This is a genomic window from Pseudomonas sp. NPDC088444 (assembly GCF_044900175.1).
Classification (GTDB): domain Bacteria; phylum Pseudomonadota; class Gammaproteobacteria; order Pseudomonadales; family Pseudomonadaceae; genus Aquipseudomonas.
The window spans coordinates 70,081-87,902 of sequence record NZ_JBJDNK010000004.1; the positions used below are offsets into that span (position 1 = coordinate 70,081).

17 protein-coding genes are annotated in these 17,822 nt (G+C 59.8%); 8 read left to right on the forward strand and 9 right to left on the reverse strand.

Annotation, left to right across the window (positions count from 1 at the left end; all coding sequences use genetic code 11):
- Window positions 1–7 precede the first annotated feature (7 nt).
- The 4 genes from ACI2KB_RS09380 to rlmF all read left to right on the forward strand — a co-directional run bounded on the left by ACI2KB_RS09380 (window position 8) and on the right by rlmF (window position 5,162).
- Complete coding sequence (locus ACI2KB_RS09380; RefSeq protein WP_404633707.1) at window positions 8–436, forward strand: DNA polymerase III subunit chi; 429 nt, start codon at window positions 8–10, stop codon at window positions 434–436.
- Between the two features lie 7 nt (window positions 437–443).
- Window positions 444–887, forward strand: coding sequence for a DNA polymerase III subunit chi (locus ACI2KB_RS09385; RefSeq protein WP_404633709.1), 444 nt, complete (start codon window positions 444–446; stop codon window positions 885–887).
- Window positions 888–1,122: 235 nt separating this feature from the next.
- A complete protein-coding gene (locus ACI2KB_RS09390; protein WP_404633711.1) occupies window positions 1,123–3,969 on the forward strand; it encodes a valine--tRNA ligase in 2,847 nt (948 codons plus the stop codon).
- A 170-nt stretch (window positions 3,970–4,139) separates the two neighbouring features.
- Entirely contained in the window at window positions 4,140–5,162 is a 1,023-nt protein-coding gene (rlmF, locus tag ACI2KB_RS09395; protein ID WP_404633713.1) for a 23S rRNA (adenine(1618)-N(6))-methyltransferase RlmF, read from the forward strand.
- Between the two features lie 208 nt (window positions 5,163–5,370).
- Here rlmF and ACI2KB_RS09400 read toward each other — a convergent pair whose 3' ends face one another.
- The gene (locus ACI2KB_RS09400) at window positions 5,371–5,652 is read right to left on the reverse strand and encodes an HU family DNA-binding protein (protein WP_404633715.1); all 282 of its coding nucleotides are present in this window, start codon (window positions 5,650–5,652) and stop codon (window positions 5,371–5,373) included.
- 354 nt (window positions 5,653–6,006) lie between these two features.
- On the opposite strand from ACI2KB_RS09400, the gene yejK reads away from it, so the two are divergent.
- Both yejK and ACI2KB_RS09410 read left to right on the forward strand, forming a co-directional pair.
- Entirely contained in the window at window positions 6,007–7,008 is a 1,002-nt protein-coding gene (gene yejK / locus ACI2KB_RS09405; RefSeq protein WP_404633717.1) for a nucleoid-associated protein YejK, read from the forward strand.
- A gap of 5 nt (window positions 7,009–7,013) precedes the next feature.
- On the forward strand, window positions 7,014–7,364 hold the full coding sequence (locus ACI2KB_RS09410; RefSeq protein WP_404633719.1) for a glutaredoxin family protein: 351 nt from the start codon (window positions 7,014–7,016) through the stop codon (window positions 7,362–7,364).
- 1 nt (window position 7,365) lies between these two features.
- Here the strand turns inward: ACI2KB_RS09410 and ACI2KB_RS09415 are convergent, their stop codons facing one another.
- From ACI2KB_RS09415 to ACI2KB_RS09450, 8 genes are all read right to left on the reverse strand, one after another.
- On the reverse strand, window positions 7,366–8,298 hold the full coding sequence (locus tag ACI2KB_RS09415) for a glutathione S-transferase N-terminal domain-containing protein (RefSeq protein ID WP_404633721.1): 933 nt from the start codon (window positions 8,296–8,298) through the stop codon (window positions 7,366–7,368).
- A 64-nt stretch (window positions 8,299–8,362) separates the two neighbouring features.
- Window positions 8,363–8,683: a GIY-YIG nuclease family protein gene (locus ACI2KB_RS09420; protein WP_404633723.1), complete on the reverse strand. Its 321-nt coding sequence runs from the start codon at window positions 8,681–8,683 to the stop codon at window positions 8,363–8,365.
- A gap of 47 nt (window positions 8,684–8,730) precedes the next feature.
- Entirely contained in the window at window positions 8,731–9,216 is a 486-nt protein-coding gene (locus tag ACI2KB_RS09425) for a nuclear transport factor 2 family protein (RefSeq protein ID WP_404633725.1), read from the reverse strand.
- 87 nt (window positions 9,217–9,303) lie between these two features.
- Window positions 9,304–10,611, reverse strand: a complete 1,308-nt coding sequence (locus ACI2KB_RS09430) for a CynX/NimT family MFS transporter (protein WP_404633727.1) — start codon at window positions 10,609–10,611, stop codon at window positions 9,304–9,306.
- A 270-nt stretch (window positions 10,612–10,881) separates the two neighbouring features.
- Entirely contained in the window at window positions 10,882–11,646 is a 765-nt protein-coding gene (locus tag ACI2KB_RS09435) for an amino acid ABC transporter ATP-binding protein (RefSeq protein WP_404633729.1), read from the reverse strand.
- Window positions 11,647–11,656: 10 nt separating this feature from the next.
- Complete coding sequence (locus ACI2KB_RS09440) at window positions 11,657–12,754, reverse strand: amino acid ABC transporter permease (protein WP_404633731.1); 1,098 nt, start codon at window positions 12,752–12,754, stop codon at window positions 11,657–11,659.
- Window positions 12,755–12,764: 10 nt separating this feature from the next.
- Window positions 12,765–13,946 (reverse strand): amino acid ABC transporter permease, encoded by a 1,182-nt coding sequence (locus tag ACI2KB_RS09445; RefSeq protein ID WP_404633733.1) that lies wholly within the window; start codon window positions 13,944–13,946, stop codon window positions 12,765–12,767.
- A 66-nt stretch (window positions 13,947–14,012) separates the two neighbouring features.
- Window positions 14,013–15,044, reverse strand: a complete 1,032-nt coding sequence (locus ACI2KB_RS09450; RefSeq protein WP_404633735.1) for an amino acid ABC transporter substrate-binding protein — start codon at window positions 15,042–15,044, stop codon at window positions 14,013–14,015.
- Window positions 15,045–15,530: 486 nt separating this feature from the next.
- On the opposite strand from ACI2KB_RS09450, the gene ACI2KB_RS09455 reads away from it, so the two are divergent.
- On the forward strand, window positions 15,531–16,187 hold the full coding sequence (locus ACI2KB_RS09455; protein WP_404633737.1) for an alpha/beta hydrolase: 657 nt from the start codon (window positions 15,531–15,533) through the stop codon (window positions 16,185–16,187).
- Window positions 16,188–16,295: 108 nt separating this feature from the next.
- On the forward strand, window positions 16,296–17,765 hold the full coding sequence (gene rhlB / locus ACI2KB_RS09460; RefSeq protein WP_404633739.1) for an ATP-dependent RNA helicase RhlB: 1,470 nt from the start codon (window positions 16,296–16,298) through the stop codon (window positions 17,763–17,765).
- Window positions 17,766–17,822: the final 57 nt, after the last annotated feature.

Sequence of the window (17,822 nt, forward strand, 5' to 3'; positions counted from 1 at the left end):
ACCGTTCATGACCCAAGTCGACTTTTACATCCTGCCTACCGCCGACCCGCGCGCACGGCTGGACTTCGCCTGCAAACTTACCGACAAGGCCTGGCGCCTCGGCCATCGCATCTACCTGCATTGCAGCGATGCCGAACAGCGCGCTGAGCTGGACGCCCGTTTGTGGCGTTTCAAGGGCGAAACCTTCGTGCCCCACGGCTCGGTCGAAGACGATCAGGACGCCCCGGTGGCATTGGGCATCGGTACCGATCCCGGGCAACATCAGGATTTGCTGGTCAATCTGGACCTGCGCATCCCCGATTTTTTCAAACGATTTGCGCGTGTCGCGGAGATCGTCGTGGAGGCCCCGCCCATCCGCGAAGCGGCGCGAGAGAGTTTCCGCTTCTACCGTGAACAGGGCTATCCTCTGCACAACCACCGACTGCAGCGTTTTTGAGTACACGATGGACAATCCAAAAACCCTGAAAGACTCCGCGCATCTGCTGGACGACCTGGAGTCGATCCGCCAGTTGCTCGGCGATGATTCGATCAACCCGCCGCTGCTGACCGAAACGGTCCCCCACGAAGGCCAGATCCCTTTGCTGTTCGATGTGGTCAGCGGTCAGGTCGTCGCGGCGGACGAGCCCGACACGCACACCACCGACATTCCTGTGCTGCAACCTGAGCCTGTAGCAGCCATTGCGCCGCCTGCCGCTGCCCAGCCAGAACCGAATCCCCATACGCCGAACCCCGACGACCTGCTGCACCTGGACAGCGAACTGCGCGCCGCTGCGCAATTGATCATGCAAGACGTGATCGACGATTTCGCGCCCCACATCGAGAACGAGATCAAACGGCGTCTCGAAGCGCGGATGGAGCGACTGCTGAGCCAATATCCAGGCCAGTGACGAATCCTGGGACGGCGCTGACGTCTCGTGTGGGAGCCGGCTTGCTGGCGAAAGCGGCCTGCCGGTCACCTCATTCGTAACGGGCCCGACGCTTTCGCCAGCAAGCCGGCTCCCACCAGAACGGCGTCCCGCCAGGGAGTTCAATGCGTTCCTGCCGCCCCGCTACACCTGATCCTCGTGAAAAGCTATACTTCCCGGCTTTTCCGACTGAAAGCAGATCAGGTTCCCGCCGCGCATGGACAAGACCTACCAGCCGCACGCCATCGAAACTTCCTGGTACCAGACCTGGGAGTCCGAGAATTATTTCGCTCCGCAAGGCGCGGGCGACTCGTACACCATCATGATTCCGCCGCCGAACGTCACCGGCAGCCTGCACATGGGCCATGGTTTCAACAACGCGATCATGGACGCCCTGATCCGTTTCCGCCGCATGCAGGGTCGCAACACCCTGTGGCAGCCGGGCACCGACCACGCCGGTATCGCCACGCAGATGCTGGTGGAGCGTCAACTGGAAGCCTTGGGCCAGAACCGTCACGACCTGGGTCGCGAAAAATTCCTCGAAAAAGTCTGGGAATGGAAGGATCAGTCCGGCGGCAACATCAGCCGTCAGATCCGCCGCCTGGGCTCGTCCGTGGACTGGAGCCGTGAGCGCTTCACCATGGACGACGGCCTGTCCGAAGCCGTTAAAGAAGCCTTCGTGCGCCTGCACGAAGACGGCCTGATCTACCGCGGCAAGCGCCTGGTCAACTGGGACACCAAGCTGCACACCGCCATCTCCGACCTCGAAGTGGAAAACCACGACGAAAAAGGCAGCCTGTGGAACCTGCGCTACCCGCTGGCCGACGGCGCCAGGACCGCCGAAGGTCTGGACTACCTGATCGTCGCCACCACCCGCCCGGAAACCATGCTGGGTGATGCCGCCGTCGCCGTGAACCCGAACGACGAGCGCTACCAGGCGCTGATCGGCAAGTTCGTCGAGCTGCCGCTGGTAGGCCGCCGCATCCCGATTATCGCTGACGACTACTGCGATCCTGAGTTCGGCACCGGCTGCGTGAAGATCACCCCGGCCCACGATTTCAACGACTACGAAGTCGGCAAACGCCACAACCTGCCGTTGCTGAACATCTTCGACAAAAACGCCACCGTGCTGCCTGCCGCTCAGGTGTTCAACCTCGACGGCACGCTGAACGACTCCATCGACGGCAGTTGGCCCGCTGAATACGCGGGTCTGGACCGCTTTGAAGCGCGTAAGCAAATCGTTGCCGCATTCGAAGCCGCAGGCCTTTTGGTCAGCGTTGACGACCACGCGCTGAAGGTCCCGAAAGGCGACCGCTCCGGCACCGTCATCGAACCATGGCTGACCGACCAGTGGTACGTCTCCACCAAGCCACTGGCCGAACCTGCGATCGCTGCTGTGGAAGACGGCCGCATCGCCTTCGTACCGAAGCAGTACGAAAACATGTACTTCTCCTGGATGCGCGACATTCAGGACTGGTGCATCAGCCGTCAGCTGTGGTGGGGCCATCGCATCCCGGCCTGGTACGACGAGTCTGGCAAGGTCTACGTTGGCCGCGACGAAGCCGAAGTGCGCGCCAAGCACAACCTCGGTCCAGACGTTGCGTTGCAACAGGACAACGACGTCCTGGACACCTGGTTCAGTTCCGGCCTGTGGACCTTCTCCACACTGGGCTGGCCTGAGCAGACCGACTTCCTGAAGACCTTCCACCCGACTGACGTGCTGGTCACCGGCTTCGACATCATTTTCTTCTGGGTCGCCCGGATGATCATGCTCACCATGCATTTGGTGAAAAACGAAGACGGCACAGCACAGGTCCCATTCAAGACCGTGTACGTCCACGGTCTGGTGCGCGACGGTCAGGGCCAGAAAATGTCCAAGTCCAAGGGCAACGTCCTGGACCCGCTAGACATCATCGACGGTATCGAGCTGGAAGCACTGGTGCAAAAGCGCACCAGCGGCATGATGCAGCCAAAACTGGCGAAGAAGATCGAGAAGCAGACCCGCGACGAGTTCGCCGACGGCATCGCCAGCTACGGCACCGACGCCCTGCGTTTCACCTTCTGCTCGCTGGCGTCCACCGGTCGCGACATCAAGTTCGACATGGGTCGCGTCGAAGGCTATCGCAACTTCTGCAACAAGATCTGGAACGCCGCGCGCTACGTGCTCGACAAAGGCGAAGACTGCGGCCAGAACGGCGAAGCGTATGAATTGTCGCTGCCGGACCGCTGGATCATCTCGCAACTGCAACGCACCGAAGCCGAAGTGACCCGCCAACTGGATCAATTCCGCTTCGACCTCGCCGCACAAGCGCTGTACGAGTTCATCTGGAACCAGTACTGCGACTGGTACCTGGAGCTGTCCAAGCCGGTGCTGTGGGACGAGAACGCACCCGTCGAGCGTCAGCGTGGCACCCGCCGTACGCTGGTTCGCGTGCTGGAAGTGGCGCTGCGTCTGGCGCACCCGTTCATGCCGTTCATCACCGAAGAAATCTGGCAGCGCCTGGCGCCGCTGGTCGGTGCAGAAGGCAAGACCATCATGCTGCAACCGTGGCCAGTGGCGAACGAAGAGCGCATCGACGCCGTTGCCGAAGGCGACATCGAATGGCTCAAGGGCCTGATGCTGGGCGTGCGTAACATCCGTGGCGAGATGAACATCGGCCCGGGCAAACCGCTGCAACTGTTCCTCAAGAACGTCAGCGCCGAAGACCAGCGTCGCCTGAACGAGAACGAGCACCTGCTGAAGAAGCTGGCCAAGCTTGAATCGTTCACCGTGCTGGAAGCGGGTGCCGAAGCGCCACTGTCGGCCACCGCGCTGGTCGGCGAGATGGAAGTGTTGGTGCCAATGGCTGGCCTGATCGACAAAGGCGCTGAACTGGCGCGTCTGGACAAGGAAATCCAGCGTCTGCAAGGTGAAGTGCAACGTGTGGGCGGCAAGCTGTCCAACGCCGCCTTCGTCGACAAGGCCCCGGCAGACGTCATCGCAAAAGAGCGCGCCAAACTGGCCGAGGCCGAACAGGCCCTGGGCAAGCTGGCGGAACAGCACGCGCGGATTGCGAGCTTGTAACAACCCAATCAGCCAGCCCAATAACCGGGCTGGCTGATTCACACAGACCCTGTGGGAGCCGGCTTGCTGGCGAAGGCGTCGGATCAATCGACATCACGTTGTCTGACCTGACGCCTTCGCCAGCAAGCCGGTTCCCACAGGGTTTTGTGTTTTAACCGGAACAATATGCGATGACCAAACCCGAGCCGTTCAAACCACCGCGCAAGAAGCCCAAACCCGCGACCTCAGCCAAGCCTGCCGAAACGCGGGAAAAGGCCAGCCTGCACCCGCGCAACCGCCACCAGGGCCGTTACGACTTTCCCAAGCTGATCAAGGCCAGCCCCGAACTGGGGCAGTTCGTGATCATCAATCCTTACGGTAAAGAGAGCATCGACTTCGCCAACCCGGCAGCGGTGCGGGTATTCAACCGTGCGCTACTCAAGGCCTTCTACGGCATCGCCCACTGGGACATTCCAACGGATTACCTCTGCCCGCCCATCCCCGGCCGCGCTGATTACCTGCACTTCCTCGCGGACCTGCTGGCCGAACATAACGACGGCGTGATCCCTCGCGGCGCGGCGATCAAGGCGCTGGACGTAGGCACCGGAGCCAACTGCGTCTACCCGCTGATTGGTCATAGCGAATACGGCTGGCATTTCGTAGGTTCAGACATCGACAAAATCGCCCTCGCCTCGGCCACCACCATCGTCAAGGCAAACAACCTCGGCAAAGCCATCAGCCTGCGTCAGCAAAGCGATCGCTCGCTGATCCTGAAAGGCCTGCTGCACGCCGAAGAACGCTTCGACATCACCTTGTGTAACCCGCCCTTCCACGCTTCGGCTGAGGAAGCGCTGAGCGGCAGCCGACGCAAATGGCGAGCACTGGGCAAAGCCGATCCGAAGCGCAAACTGCCGGTGCTGAACTTTGGTGGTCAGGCGGCGGAGTTGTGGTGCGAAGGCGGCGAGGCGAGATTCGTCGCACAATTGATCACCGAGAGTGCACAAGTGCCTGATCAGGTGCTGTGGTTCAGCACGCTGGTATCCAAGGCATCGAATCTGCCGCTGATCCAGAGCACGCTGAAAAAGGTGGGCGCAGTTGAAAGCCGCGTCGTTGAGATGTCACAAGGACAGAAGCAGAGCCGCTTCGTGGCCTGGACCTTCCAAGACAAGGCACAGCAGGCCGCGTGGCGAGCAGAGCGCTGGAACAGCCGATAACGCAAGACGGATTTTGTGGGAGACGGCCGGGCGGCGCTCCACTAGGTGGCGAAAGCGGTGCGTCAATCGACATAGATGTTGCTGACCCGACGCTTTCGCCACCAAGGCGGCTCCCACAGGATTGCGCTCAGCTCTCAAATCCCGGACACAAAAAAACCGTGCCCGGATCACTCCGTCACACGGTTTCTCTTACAAGAAGCGTTGTCGCTTACTTGTTAACAGCGTCAGTCAGGCCTTTGGCCACAACCAGCTTGATGACTTTCTTGGCAGGGATTTCGATCGCTGCACCCGTCGAAGGGTTACGGCCAGTACGGGCAGGACGCTCGGTCACTTTCAGTTTGCCAATGCCTGGCACGGTGATTTCACCGCCGTTTTCCAGTTGGTCAGCGACGATTTGGCCCAATTGGTCCAGAGCATTGCGCGCGGTGGTTTTTGGCGCGTCGATAGCTTCTGCGATATCGGCGATCAATTGGTCTTTAGTCAGAGCCATGGTGGTGTTCCTTCCCTATCAAATTCATATGGTTTGCAGAGTGTGTACAGACGCGAAATGTAGATACCGAAATCGGTCTTTGGTTCGGCCAGACGCCCACAAACTGCATGCTTGGCGCGCTTCGGGTGCGCAAGACCGGGCAAAGCTAGCACAGAGCCAAGCAAATATCCGCACCTGACTAGCCATTTGGTCAGCTTTATCGCGATTGAGGGGTAAAAAAGTCATATTAATGGCCCTGAAACCGGGTTTCGGACCTCGCCAGCGCGCGTTCCGCCGACTCTGCGGTACACTTGGCGACTTTCGCACGGGCCTTCCACTTCCCCGTTCAGTCCCCTTTCAGCAGCCGAGAACTCCATGCCGATCCGTCATGCCATCGTCCACCTGATCGACAAGAAACCCGACGGCACACCCGCAGTCCTTCACGCGCGCGATTCCGAACTCACGGAGTCCCAGGCCATCGAGAACATGCTGGCCGATCTCAACGAGAGCTATAACGCCAAACAAGGCAAGGCGTGGGGTCTGTTCCATCCTGAATCCGGTGCCCATCCGTTCAGCGGCTGGCTGAAGGAGTACCTCGACGACGGCAAAGACTTCACGGCATTCAGTCGCGTGGCGGTCGAGCACCTGCAAAAGCTGATGGAGGAATCCAACCTGTCCGTGGGCGGCCACGTGCTGTTCGCGCACTACCAACAGGGCATGACCGACTACCTGGCGATTGCGCTGCTGCACCACAGCGAAGGCGTGGCGGTGAACGACGAGCTGGACGTCACGCCTTCTCGCCATCTGGACCTGGGCCAACTGCACCTCGCGGCGCGCATCAACATCTCCGAGTGGCAGAACAACAAGGCGTCCAAGCAGTACATCTCGTTCATCAAGGGTAAGAACGGCAAAAAAGTCTCTGAATATTTCCGCGACTTCATCGGCTGTCAGGAAGGCGTCGACGGCCCCGGTGAGACCCGCACCTTGCTCAAGGCCTTCAGCGACTTCGTCGAGAGCGAAGACTTGCCGGAAGAGTCCACCCGCGAAAAGACCAAGGCCTTGGTCGACTACGCGAGCAGCCAGAGCAAGATGGGCGAGCCGATCGCACTGGAAGAACTGTCCGGCCTGATTGACGAAGACCGCCCACGTGCCTTCTACGAACACATCCGCAACAAGGACTATGGCCTGTCGCCAGAGATTCCGGCCGATAAGCGCACACTCAACCAGTTCCGCCGCTTTACCGGGCGCGCCGAGGGGCTGTCGATCAGCTTCGAGGCGCACTTGCTGGGCGACAAGATCGAGTACGACGAAGAAAAAGGGACACTGATCATCAAGGGCCTGCCAACTCAACTCACCGACCAGTTGAAAAGGCGCTGAACACCATGCTGATACGCACCCTCAAGAAGTTCGTACTGATCATGCTAGTGGTGGTCGTCTATCAGAACTGGGGCAAGATCGAGAACCTCATTCACCCGGACCCGGCGATCTCGGCGCAGGTCCAGACGAACGCGAAGGTGACGCTGTACGCCACTGACTGGTGCGGCTACTGCAAACAGACCCGACGCTTTCTCGACAGCAAAGGCATTCCTTATACCGAGTACGACATCGAAAAAGATGCCGTAGGGCGCAAGGCGTACGAAGCGCTGGGAGGACGCGGCATTCCCCTGATCGACGTGAACGGGACGCTGATCAGAGGGTTTTCCGAGGAAGAGATTCTGGCCGCGCTGAAATAGATCAGCGCTTTTCAATGCGAAATCCGACCCGGGGGAAATGTACATGCACCTCTCCCGCGCGCTCGTCCTCCCGGCGCAGGATGATTTCTTCACGGCCATTGAACACCAGCTCGCCTTGGACCGGGTTCACGCCATAATCCACCGCACTGACGCTCACCTGCTGCCCGGCTTCGAAGCCATTGGGATCAACCAGGATCTCGTCCGGCAGTGGCGCAGGCGTCGCCTGACGCGCGATGTCCACAGCGTCCGCCGAGTTCAGCTCACTGGCCGCACCATGGCCGAAACCGATCACGCGCTGATACCAGGCGAGCACCGCCGGATAGTCATCGACCAGTGGTGCGGTCACGGGGGTTTGCTTCAAAAACCACAGGGTATGGGCGACCGAAAAATCGGCAATCGACGGATCACCCAACAGAAAATCGCCGTTGCGCTCCAACTGAGTCTCCAAACGGCTCATCAACGTGGGCCATTGGTGCTGAGCCTGTTCCAGTGGCACCCGTGTCGCACTTCCTCCTTCGAAGAACGAAGCCCGGTCCGCAACAAAGGCTTTAACGGCCTCAGGCGGCAGCTTGGCGAAACGCAGCGCCAGTGAAGCGGGCTGGAAAACCAGGCTGACCGAATGCAGGAACAACACCGAGTCGGCCCAACTCGCCAGGCTGTCCGCAATGAACGATTGCCCCTCAGGATAGAACGTGGGTGAAGCCTTTTGTGCTTCGAGGCGACGGGCTATCAGGGCGGTGTCACAGTAAATATCAGCGCCCACCTGCAGCACCGGCGTCTTGCGATAGCCGCCCGTCAACGCGACCACATCGGGCTTTGGCATGATCGGCGGAATGATCACCGAACGCCATGACAGTCCTTTGAAACCGAGCATCAAACGGGCCTTTTCAGAGAACAGGGACGTGGGGTAGTGATGCAGGATCAGGTCTGACATGGTTCGGCCCATCAGCAGGTATGAAGCACCAGCATAGCGGCGACCGGCCTGGCAGCCTACCCGCTCACGTTAATGGCACCGAATCACGCTCATGGATGAAGCTGGTAGCCAGCGCTTCCTTCGCGCTTTTTCGCAGCTTTTTGATCAATCGCTCCTGACGCAACGCTTCGCGCTTGTCGGCACACGCCTCGATGTACACCAGCGCAACAGCAGGGCTGGAGTAGAAGAAGCGCGCCCCCTTTCCGCTCTGGTGCTTGGCGAAACGCTTGTGGGGATCGTCACTGATACCGCAATACAGCGAACCGTTCGCCGCGCGCACCAGATAGACAAACCATGGCTTGCTGGTGGCCGGTTCAGGTGCGGGATCAGCGAGGGCATCGGTCATCGTGCATGTGAGGTCTGGGGAGCAGGGGCGCCGATTCTAACAGAGCCTCAACGTCCCGCCTGAAACGCCTTCAGCCCCTTTTGCGCCTGAGCGCGAATCGCATTCTGCACCAGAGGCGTCCAGCCCAGCAGAGCGCCTTTCGCGCCCAACGCCTGACGGGACCAGCGCCAAACGTCGAACTGGTCGTGATGTTCGCAAATCTTGCCATCACGAAACACAAAGCGCGCCTGAATGTCGTTGACCACCGTGCGCCCGGTCTGGCTGAACAGGTAGGTGGCGACCCAGTGCGCAGCGCCGGTACGCTCATCGGCGCGCACGTTGTCAAAGCGTACAGAAAATTCTTTGGCCCGCGAGGTGAGCATGCGCCACATGTCCCCCGCCTGACGGCCACGCAGCTCGCCGAACACCGGATCACTGAACAGGACATCGTCGGAGTAGCACGCGGCCATGGCCTCGGCATCGAGTCGGTTGAACGCTTCGTAGAAACGGGTGATCAGCGCGCTGTTTTGCTCGCTTTGGTTGATATCGCTCATGCGCAGGGCATCCCTGAAAAAGATGCCTGCACGATAAGCGGCCTCGACGGGTTTTGCCACGGACATTCGCGCGACAAATACCCGGACTCAGACTTTCTCGCTGGTCACGTCCACATACAGTGCTCGGCCTGCGCCCATCCCCGCGAGGATCGCGCCGACGCCAATCAGACCGAAAATCCAGCCCACTGCGCTCCAACTGCCGGTCCAGTCGTGCACCACACCCACGGCAAACGGCCCCAGCGATGCGAGCGTGTAACCGACGCCCTGGGCCATGCTCGATAAATTGGCGGCGACGTGCGAATCCCGCGAGCGCAACACAATCAAGGTCAACGCCAGACTGAACGTGCCACCCTGCCCCAATCCGAGCAGCACGGCCCAAAACCACAACTGGTTGACCGGCGCGTAGAGGCAGCCGTAAAGGCCACCAAGGGTCAACAGCATCACCAGCAGAATCGCCAGCCGTTGATCCTTACCCCGCGTGGCCAGCCAAGGCGCTGCCAGCGAGCTGAGCAACTGAACCATGATTGAACCCGAAAGCAGCAACCCGCTCTCTGTCGGCGTGAGGCCGCGGGCGATCAGAATCGACGGCAGCCAGCCAAAAACGATGTACGCCAGCGAAGATTGCAGGCCCATGTACAGCGTCACTTGCCGCGCCAGCCGGTCGCGAAACAAACCGCGCACGCGGTAGGCAACCTGATGCTGACCATGGCTTTGCCGCGTCTGGGGCCACCAGAAAATCGCCGCGAGCAGCGCCGGAACGATCCAGAAACCCAAGCCCAGCGTCCAACTGCCACCGCTATCAGTGCCGAACGCCTGACTCAACGGGACCGTTGAACCCGCAGCGACTGCCGCGCCCAGACACAGCGCCATGGTGTAAACGCCGGTCATGGTGCCCGCCTGTTTGGCGAAATCACGCTTAACGATGCCAGGCAGTAATACGCCGATGATGCCGATGCTCGCACCCGACAAAATGCTTCCCGCGAAGAGCCCCGCCACGCCAAACGAACTGCGTAGCAAAATCCCGCAGGTCAGCGTCAGGAGAATCCCGAACACGACTCGCTCGCTGCCAAATCGCCTCGCCAGCACAGGGGCCAATGGTGCGAACAAGCCCAGACACAGCACCGGCAATGTGGTCAGCAAACCGGCAGTCGAAGTCGACAGCCCCAGGTTTTTCGACACCTCGCCTAATAACGGCGCCATGCTCGACAACGCTGGGCGCAGGTTCAGCGCCACTAACACCAAACCCAACAGCAAAAACCACGGGCGCCTTAACACTGGACGATGCTGCTGAACCTGCTCATCGTCGGCTTCCGCATCGATCAGCAGCTCATCGAGTTCATGATGTTTTCGGGAATGGGATAGCGTGTCGCTCGCCGTCGGCGCCTTGGTCGTCATGGGATTCTCGTGGGGGCAGGATGTGTAACAGCGCATTGCGCAAAGACGTAATCCTGTTGGAGATCACGAGAGAACACAAGTTTTGCGTGGATTGAATACAAAAAAGGCGTACTGATCACCCCGCAGCAGTCCGGCTTGCCGGCGGTTGCGCCTTTGAAATCGCTGCCGCCGGAAAGCCGGACTGCTACAGGAGCTCAACCCAATCACAACTCAGCGTGATTAAACAAAAACCCGGGCACAAGGCCCGGGTTTTTGGGTACAGCTATTAACTCAATGAAGAATCTGGCTGAGGAACAACTTCGTTCGGTCGCTTTGGGGGTTGTCGAAGAAGTCGTTGGGTGCGGCCTGTTCGACGATTTCGCCTTTGTCCATGAAGATCACGCGGTTGGCCACGGTGCGGGCGAAGCCCATTTCGTGGGTTACGCAGAGCATGGTCATGCCTTCTTCCGCCAAGCCGACCATGGTGTCCAGCACCTCTTTCACCATTTCCGGGTCGAGGGCCGAGGTTGGCTCGTCGAACAGCATGATTTTCGGCTTCATGCACAACGCACGAGCGATGGCCACGCGCTGTTGCTGACCGCCGGAGAGTTGGCCTGGGTACTTGTGCGCCTGCTCTGGAATGCGCACGCGCTCCAGGTAGTGCATGGCGATTTCTTCGGCTTTTTTCTTCGGCATCTTGCGCACCCACATCGGTGCCAGCGTGCAGTTCTGCAGGATGGTCAGGTGCGGGAAGAGGTTGAAGTGCTGGAACACCATGCCGACTTCGCGGCGGATGGTTTCGATCTGCTTCAGGTCAGACGTCAGCTCGGTGCCGTCCACGATGATGCGGCCTTGCTGGTGTTCTTCCAGACGGTTCAGGCAGCGAATGGTGGTCGACTTGCCCGAACCCGAAGGGCCGCACAAAACGATACGCTCGCCCTGACGCACGTTCAGGTTGATGTCTTTGAGTACATGGAACTGGCCGTACCATTTGTGTACGCCTTCCATACGGATCATGCCTTCGGCGCCCAGAGGCTTTTTGATAACTTCGCTCATCATTTGACTCCTAACGCTTGTGGCCTGTGTCCAACTTACGCTCCAAGTGCATGGAGTAGCGGGACATACCGAAACAGAAGATCCAGAACACCAGGGCTGCGAACACGTAGCCCTCGGTCGCCATGCCGAGCCAGTTCGGGTCGGCGGCAGCCTGCTTGACGCTGTTGAGCAGGTCGAACAGGCCGATGATGATCACCAGACTGGTGTCCTTGAACAGCGCGATCACGGTGTTCACCAGACCCGGAATTACCAGCTTCAGGGCTTGCGGCAGAATCACCAGGCCCATGCGACGCCAATAGCCCAGGCCCATGGCCGCAGCAGCTTCGTACTGGCCTTTCGGGATGGCCTGCATGCCACCACGCACCACCTCGGCCACATAAGCCGACTGGAACATGATCACGCCGATCAGGGCGCGCAGCAGTTTGTCGAAGTTCATGCCTTCCGGCAGGAACAGCGGCAACATCACCGACGACATGAACAGCACGGTGATCAGCGGAACGCCGCGCCAGAACTCGATAAACGTCACGCAAATCACGCGAATCGCCGGAAGATCGGAGCGACGGCCAAGGGCCAGGATCACGCCCAACGGCAGCGCACCGGCGATACCGACGGTGGCGATCACCAGCGTCAGCATCAGGCCGCCCCACTGGCTGGTCGCCACTTCGGCCATGCCGAACAGGCCGCCATGCAGCAGGAAGTACGCGATGATCGGGTAGATCACCAGGAAGCTCAGGCCATAAATCGCCTTGCGCGGCGTGGCTTTGATGAACAGCGGCGCAGCGCCGATGATCGCAAGCCACACGGTCAGATCGACCCTCCAGCGCAATTCCTGAGGGTAGTAGCCGTACATGAACTGGCCGAAGCGCTGTTCGATGAACACCCAACAGGCGCCCGCCTTGGTGCAGTCGGCGCGGGTGGTGCCGACCCAGTTGGCGTCGAAAATCGCCCAGCTCAGCAGCGGAGGAACGACGAGCCAGATCAGGTAGATCGCGAACAGGGTCAACAGGGTGTTGATCCAGTTCGAGAACAGATTCTGGCGCATCCATGCCACCGGGCCGAAGACTTTGCTCGGCGGCGGCATGTCAGGTTTGAAAGTATGGGATGTCATGCGCGAGTCCTCACCGCTCGATCAGCGCAATGCGCTTGTTGTACCAGTTCATCAGCAGGGAAATGCTGATGCTGATCGCCAGGTAAACACTCATGGTGATGGCAATGACTTCGATGGCCTGACCGGTCTGGTTAAGAACGGTACCAGCGAACAGCGAAACCATTTCCGGGTAACCGATGCCGGCCGCCAGCGAAGAGTTTTTCGCCAGGTTCAGGTATTGGCTGGTCAGCGGCGGGATGATCACTCGCAGGGCTTGCGGGATGATGACCTTGCGCAGCGTCGGACCTGGGCGCAGCCCCAGCGAGCGGGCAGCTTCAGTCTGGCCGTGGCTGACGGACTTGATACCGGAACGCACGATTTCAGCGATGAACGCTGCGGTGTACACGGTCAGGGCCAGGGTCAGCGCCAGCAGTTCAGGGATCAGTACCCAGCCGCCAACGAAGTTGAAGCCTTTGAGTTCGGGGACTTCCCAATGCACCGGCGCACCGAAGATCAGCGCGCACAGCGCAGGGATCACGATGAACAGGGCCAGGCCCGCCCAGAACTTATGGAACGGCACGCCGGTTTCGTCGAAGCGCTTGTTCGCCCACTTCGCCATGAACACGATGGCGACGATGGCCAGCACAATGCTGATCACGAACGGCCAAGTGGCGTCGTTAGTGATTGCAGCGGGCATGTTCAGGCCACGGCTGCTGACGAAGAACGAACCGAAAAAGCCGTGCGCTGCGCGCGGTCCTGGCAGTGTCAGGAACACGGCGAAGTACCAGAACAGGATCTGCAAAAGTGGCGGGATGTTACGGAAGACTTCGACGTAAACCGTCGCCAGCTTGTTGATGATCCAGTTGTTGGACAGTCGCGCCACGCCGACGACAAAGCCGAGCAGGGTCGCGAGGATCACGCCGATGAACGTCACCAACAGCGTGTTGAGCAAACCGATGAGGAAAACCCGCGCGTACGAGTCCGACTCCTTGAAGGGAATCAGGTGCTGCGCGATGCCGAAACCGGCACTGTTTTCAAGGAAACCGAAACCGGAGGTGATGCCCCGGTGTTGCAGGTTGGTCTGGGTGTTATCGAACAGATACCAACCCATCGCGACTACCGCGATAACCGTGATTATCTGGAATAGCCACGCACGCACTTTGGGGTCGCTGAGGGATAGCCTCTGCTTGGGTGCGCTGATCTGATTTTGCATGGGAGTGCCCCGGAAGAAATGCAACGAAGCGCCCGGCTACGGTTCGCGTAGCCGGGCGCAGGTCAATCAACGCACTGGTGGCGCGTATTGAATGCCGCCGTTGGTCCACAGAGCGTTCATGCCACGGTCGATTTCCAGAGGAGTGGTTTTACCCAGGTTCTTCTCGAAGATTTCGCCGTAGTTACCGACTTGCGAAACGACCTTGACGACCCAGTCCTTCGGCAGTTTCAACTGAGGACCGTATTCGCCGTCAGCGCCCAGCAGGCGAGCAACGTCAGGGTTCTTGGTCGATTTGGCTTCGGCTTCGACGTTCTTGGAGGTCACGCCTGCTTCTTCAGTGTTCAGCAGTGCGTAGCCAACCCAGCGAACGATCTCGGTCCACTCTTCGTCGCCGCGGCGAACCACAGGGGCCAGAGGTTCCTTGGAGATGGTTTCAGGCAGAACGACGTAGTCTTTCGGAGAAGCCAGCTTGGAGCGTTGTGCGTACAGCTGCGATTTGTCGGAGGTCAGCACGTCGCAACGACCGGATTCCAGCGACTTGGCGCTTTCGTCGGAGGTGTCGAAGGTGATCGGGGTGTATTTCAAGCCGTTGGAACGGAAGTAGTCCGACACGTTCAGCTCGGTAGTGGTACCGGCTTGAATACAGATGGTCGCACCGTCCAGCTCCTTCGCGCTCTTCACGCCCAGCTTGCTGTTGGCCAGGAAGCCAACGCCGTCGTAGTAAGTCACGAAGCCTGGGAATACCAGACCCATGCTCGCATCGCGGGAGCTGGTCCAGGTGGTGTTACGGGACAGGATGTCGATCTCGCCGGATTGCAGCGCGGTGAAACGCTCTTTGGCGTTCAATTGGCTGAATTTGACTTTCTTGGCATCGCCAAACACGGCAGCAGCTACAGCACGGCAAACGTCGGCGTCGATACCAACGATGGTGCCACTCTTGTCAGGCACCGAGAAACCCGGCAGACCATCGCTCACGCCGCACTGAATGAAGCCTTTCTTTTGAATGGCGTCCAGTGTCGCACCCGCCTGAGCGAAACTGCTGACACCAAGTGCTGCTGCGGCGGCCACTACAGCCAGGGTGGATTTCAACATCTTCATTCAAACCTCCAGTTTGCCCTTTGTTGTGTAGGAGCTTTAGCCCCGTCGCACCCTTGTGAGGCATTAATGACCCGTGCTGGCTTGTTTTTGGGTCATGCGACGTAAGACCCGGATCCGCTCATGCCACTGGCATCGTGCTCAGTGCTGGTCAGATTCGATGTGGTCAAACGGACTGAAGCCCCCTGATGTCCCGAAACCCGAGGGTTGCGGGCGAATCGTGCCGGGAATCCTGTTGATGGACTCCATGCTGCCCCGTCGTAACACTAGGCTGCACGAGGTATAGCCTAGTAGTGTTACCGCCCGAGGTGAGCGCCTTCACTCCAACGGTTTTATAGCAAAGCCCGTACCACCATGGTGGCAAAGTCAAATTAGCGACAGGTCAAGATCAAAACTTGTAACCTTGCGACATCTTCTGTCATTTATATTTCAGCCTGCGCACTGCCTTAAAGCATCGCGCCAGAGCCATCGCACACAAATGGAGCACGCATGAGCGAACCCCTGATTATCGAGCCTGAAAAACCCGCTGACGCCTGTGTTATCTGGCTGCACGGCCTGGGGGCCGATCGTTACGACTTCATGCCCGTGGCCGAAGCGTTGCAGCAGTCGCTGCTCACGACCCGCTTCGTGCTGCCTCAAGCGCCCACCCGCGCTGTTACCGTCAACGGCGGCTATGAAATGCCGAGCTGGTATGACATCAAGGCCATGAGTCCGGCCCGCGCCATCGACCGCGATCAACTGGAAGGCTCGGCCCAGCGCATTCTTTCCCTGATCGAACAGCAACGGGACAGCGGCATCGACCCGGCGCGGATTTTCCTCGCAGGCTTCTCGCAAGGCGGCGCCGTAGTGCTGCACACCGCATTTCTGCGCTGGGAAGGCCCGCTGGGCGGCGTGCTTGCGCTGTCTACCTACGCACCGACCTTCAGCGACGACATGAGCCTGTCGGCAAGCCAGCAGCGGATTCCGGTGTATTGCTTGCATGGGCATTACGATGAAGTGGTTCAAAACGCGATGGGCCGGACCGCCTACGAGCAATTGAAGGCTCAAGGCGTCACCGCGACATGGCAGGAATACCCAATGGGCCATGAAGTGTTACCGCAGGAAATCAACGATATAGGCGTCTGGCTCGCGGATCGGCTGCGCTGAAAGACTGAGTTTTCACTTTCTTTTGCCGTGCGGATTTGGTATGGCACTACGCCGCGCCGGGTTCTTGCTTTACACTGCCCGGCGTACACTCCTTAACCAATCGACGAGATGACCGTGCTCAAAGCACTTAAAAAAATGTTCGGCAAAAGCGAGGCTGAGCCGCTCGCGCCCGCAGCGCCCACCCCCGTATCCGCCGCGCCAATTCCGACTGAAGCCGCTTATCGGGAAACCGCGACACCCGTCACCCAGCCTGCGAAATCCGAAGCGCCTGCCGAGCCAGCCCGTTCACGCCAGAAGGCCGAACGACCACGCCGTGAACGCGCGCCCAAGCCCGTCGTCGAACCGTGGAAACTCGAAGACTTCGTGGTGGAGCCACAGGAAGGCAAGACCCGCTTCCATGACTTCCCCCTCGCCCCCGAACTGATGCATGCCATTCAGGATCTGGGCTTCCCGTACTGCACGCCGATTCAGGCGGGCGTGCTGGGCTTTACCCTCAAGGGCCAGGACGCTATCGGCCGGGCGCAAACCGGCACCGGCAAAACCGCCGCGTTCCTGGTGTCGATCATCACCCAGTTGATCCAGACGCCGCCGCCCAAAGAGCGCTATATGGGGGAACCCCGTGCACTGATCATCGCGCCGACCCGCGAATTGGTTGTACAGATCGCCAAGGACGCCGCCGCGCTGACCAAATACACCAGGCTGAACGTCATGACGTTCGTCGGTGGCATGGACTTCGACAAACAACTCAAGCAGCTTGAAGCCCGACATTGCGACATTCTGGTGGCCACTCCCGGCCGTCTGCTGGACTTCAACCAGCGCGGTGAAGTGCACCTGGACATGGTCGAAGTGATGGTACTGGACGAAGCCGATCGCATGCTGGACATGGGTTTCATCCCGCAGGTGCGTCAGATCATTCGCCAGACCCCACCGAAAAGCGAACGCCAGACCTTGCTGTTCTCCGCCACGTTCACTGACGATGTCATGAACCTGGCCAAGCAATGGACCACGAATCCGGCCATCGTCGAAATCGAAGCCGAAAACGTTGCCAGCGATAACGTTGAACAGCACGTCTATGCCGTGGCGGCAGCGGACAAGTACAAGCTGCTGTACAACCTGGTCAACGACAACGGCTGGGAGCGGGTGATGGTCTTCGCCAACCGCAAGGACGAAGTGCGGCGCATCGAAGAACGGCTGGTGCGTGATGGCGTGAATGCGGCGCAACTGTCAGGCGATGTCCCGCAGCACAAGCGCATCAAGACCCTGGAAAGCTTCCGCGAAGGCAAGATTCGCGTACTGGTGGCCACCGACGTCGCCGGACGCGGGATTCACATTGACGGCATCAGCCACGTGATCAACTTCACCCTGCCGGAAGTGCCGGACGACTACGTGCACCGCATTGGCCGAACCGGTCGGGCGGGCGCCGAAGGGGTGTCGATCAGTTTTGCCGGTGAAGACGACTCGTATCAGTTGCCCGCCATCGAGGAAAAACTCGGTCGCAAGATCAGCTGCGAAATGCCGCCGACGGAGTTGCTCCGAGCGGTGGTGCGTAAGCAGAAGGCTGCTCCGAAAGCGGAATAGCGCGGGGCTAAACCTGTGGGAGCCGGCTTGCTGGCGAATGCGTCATATCAGCCAATA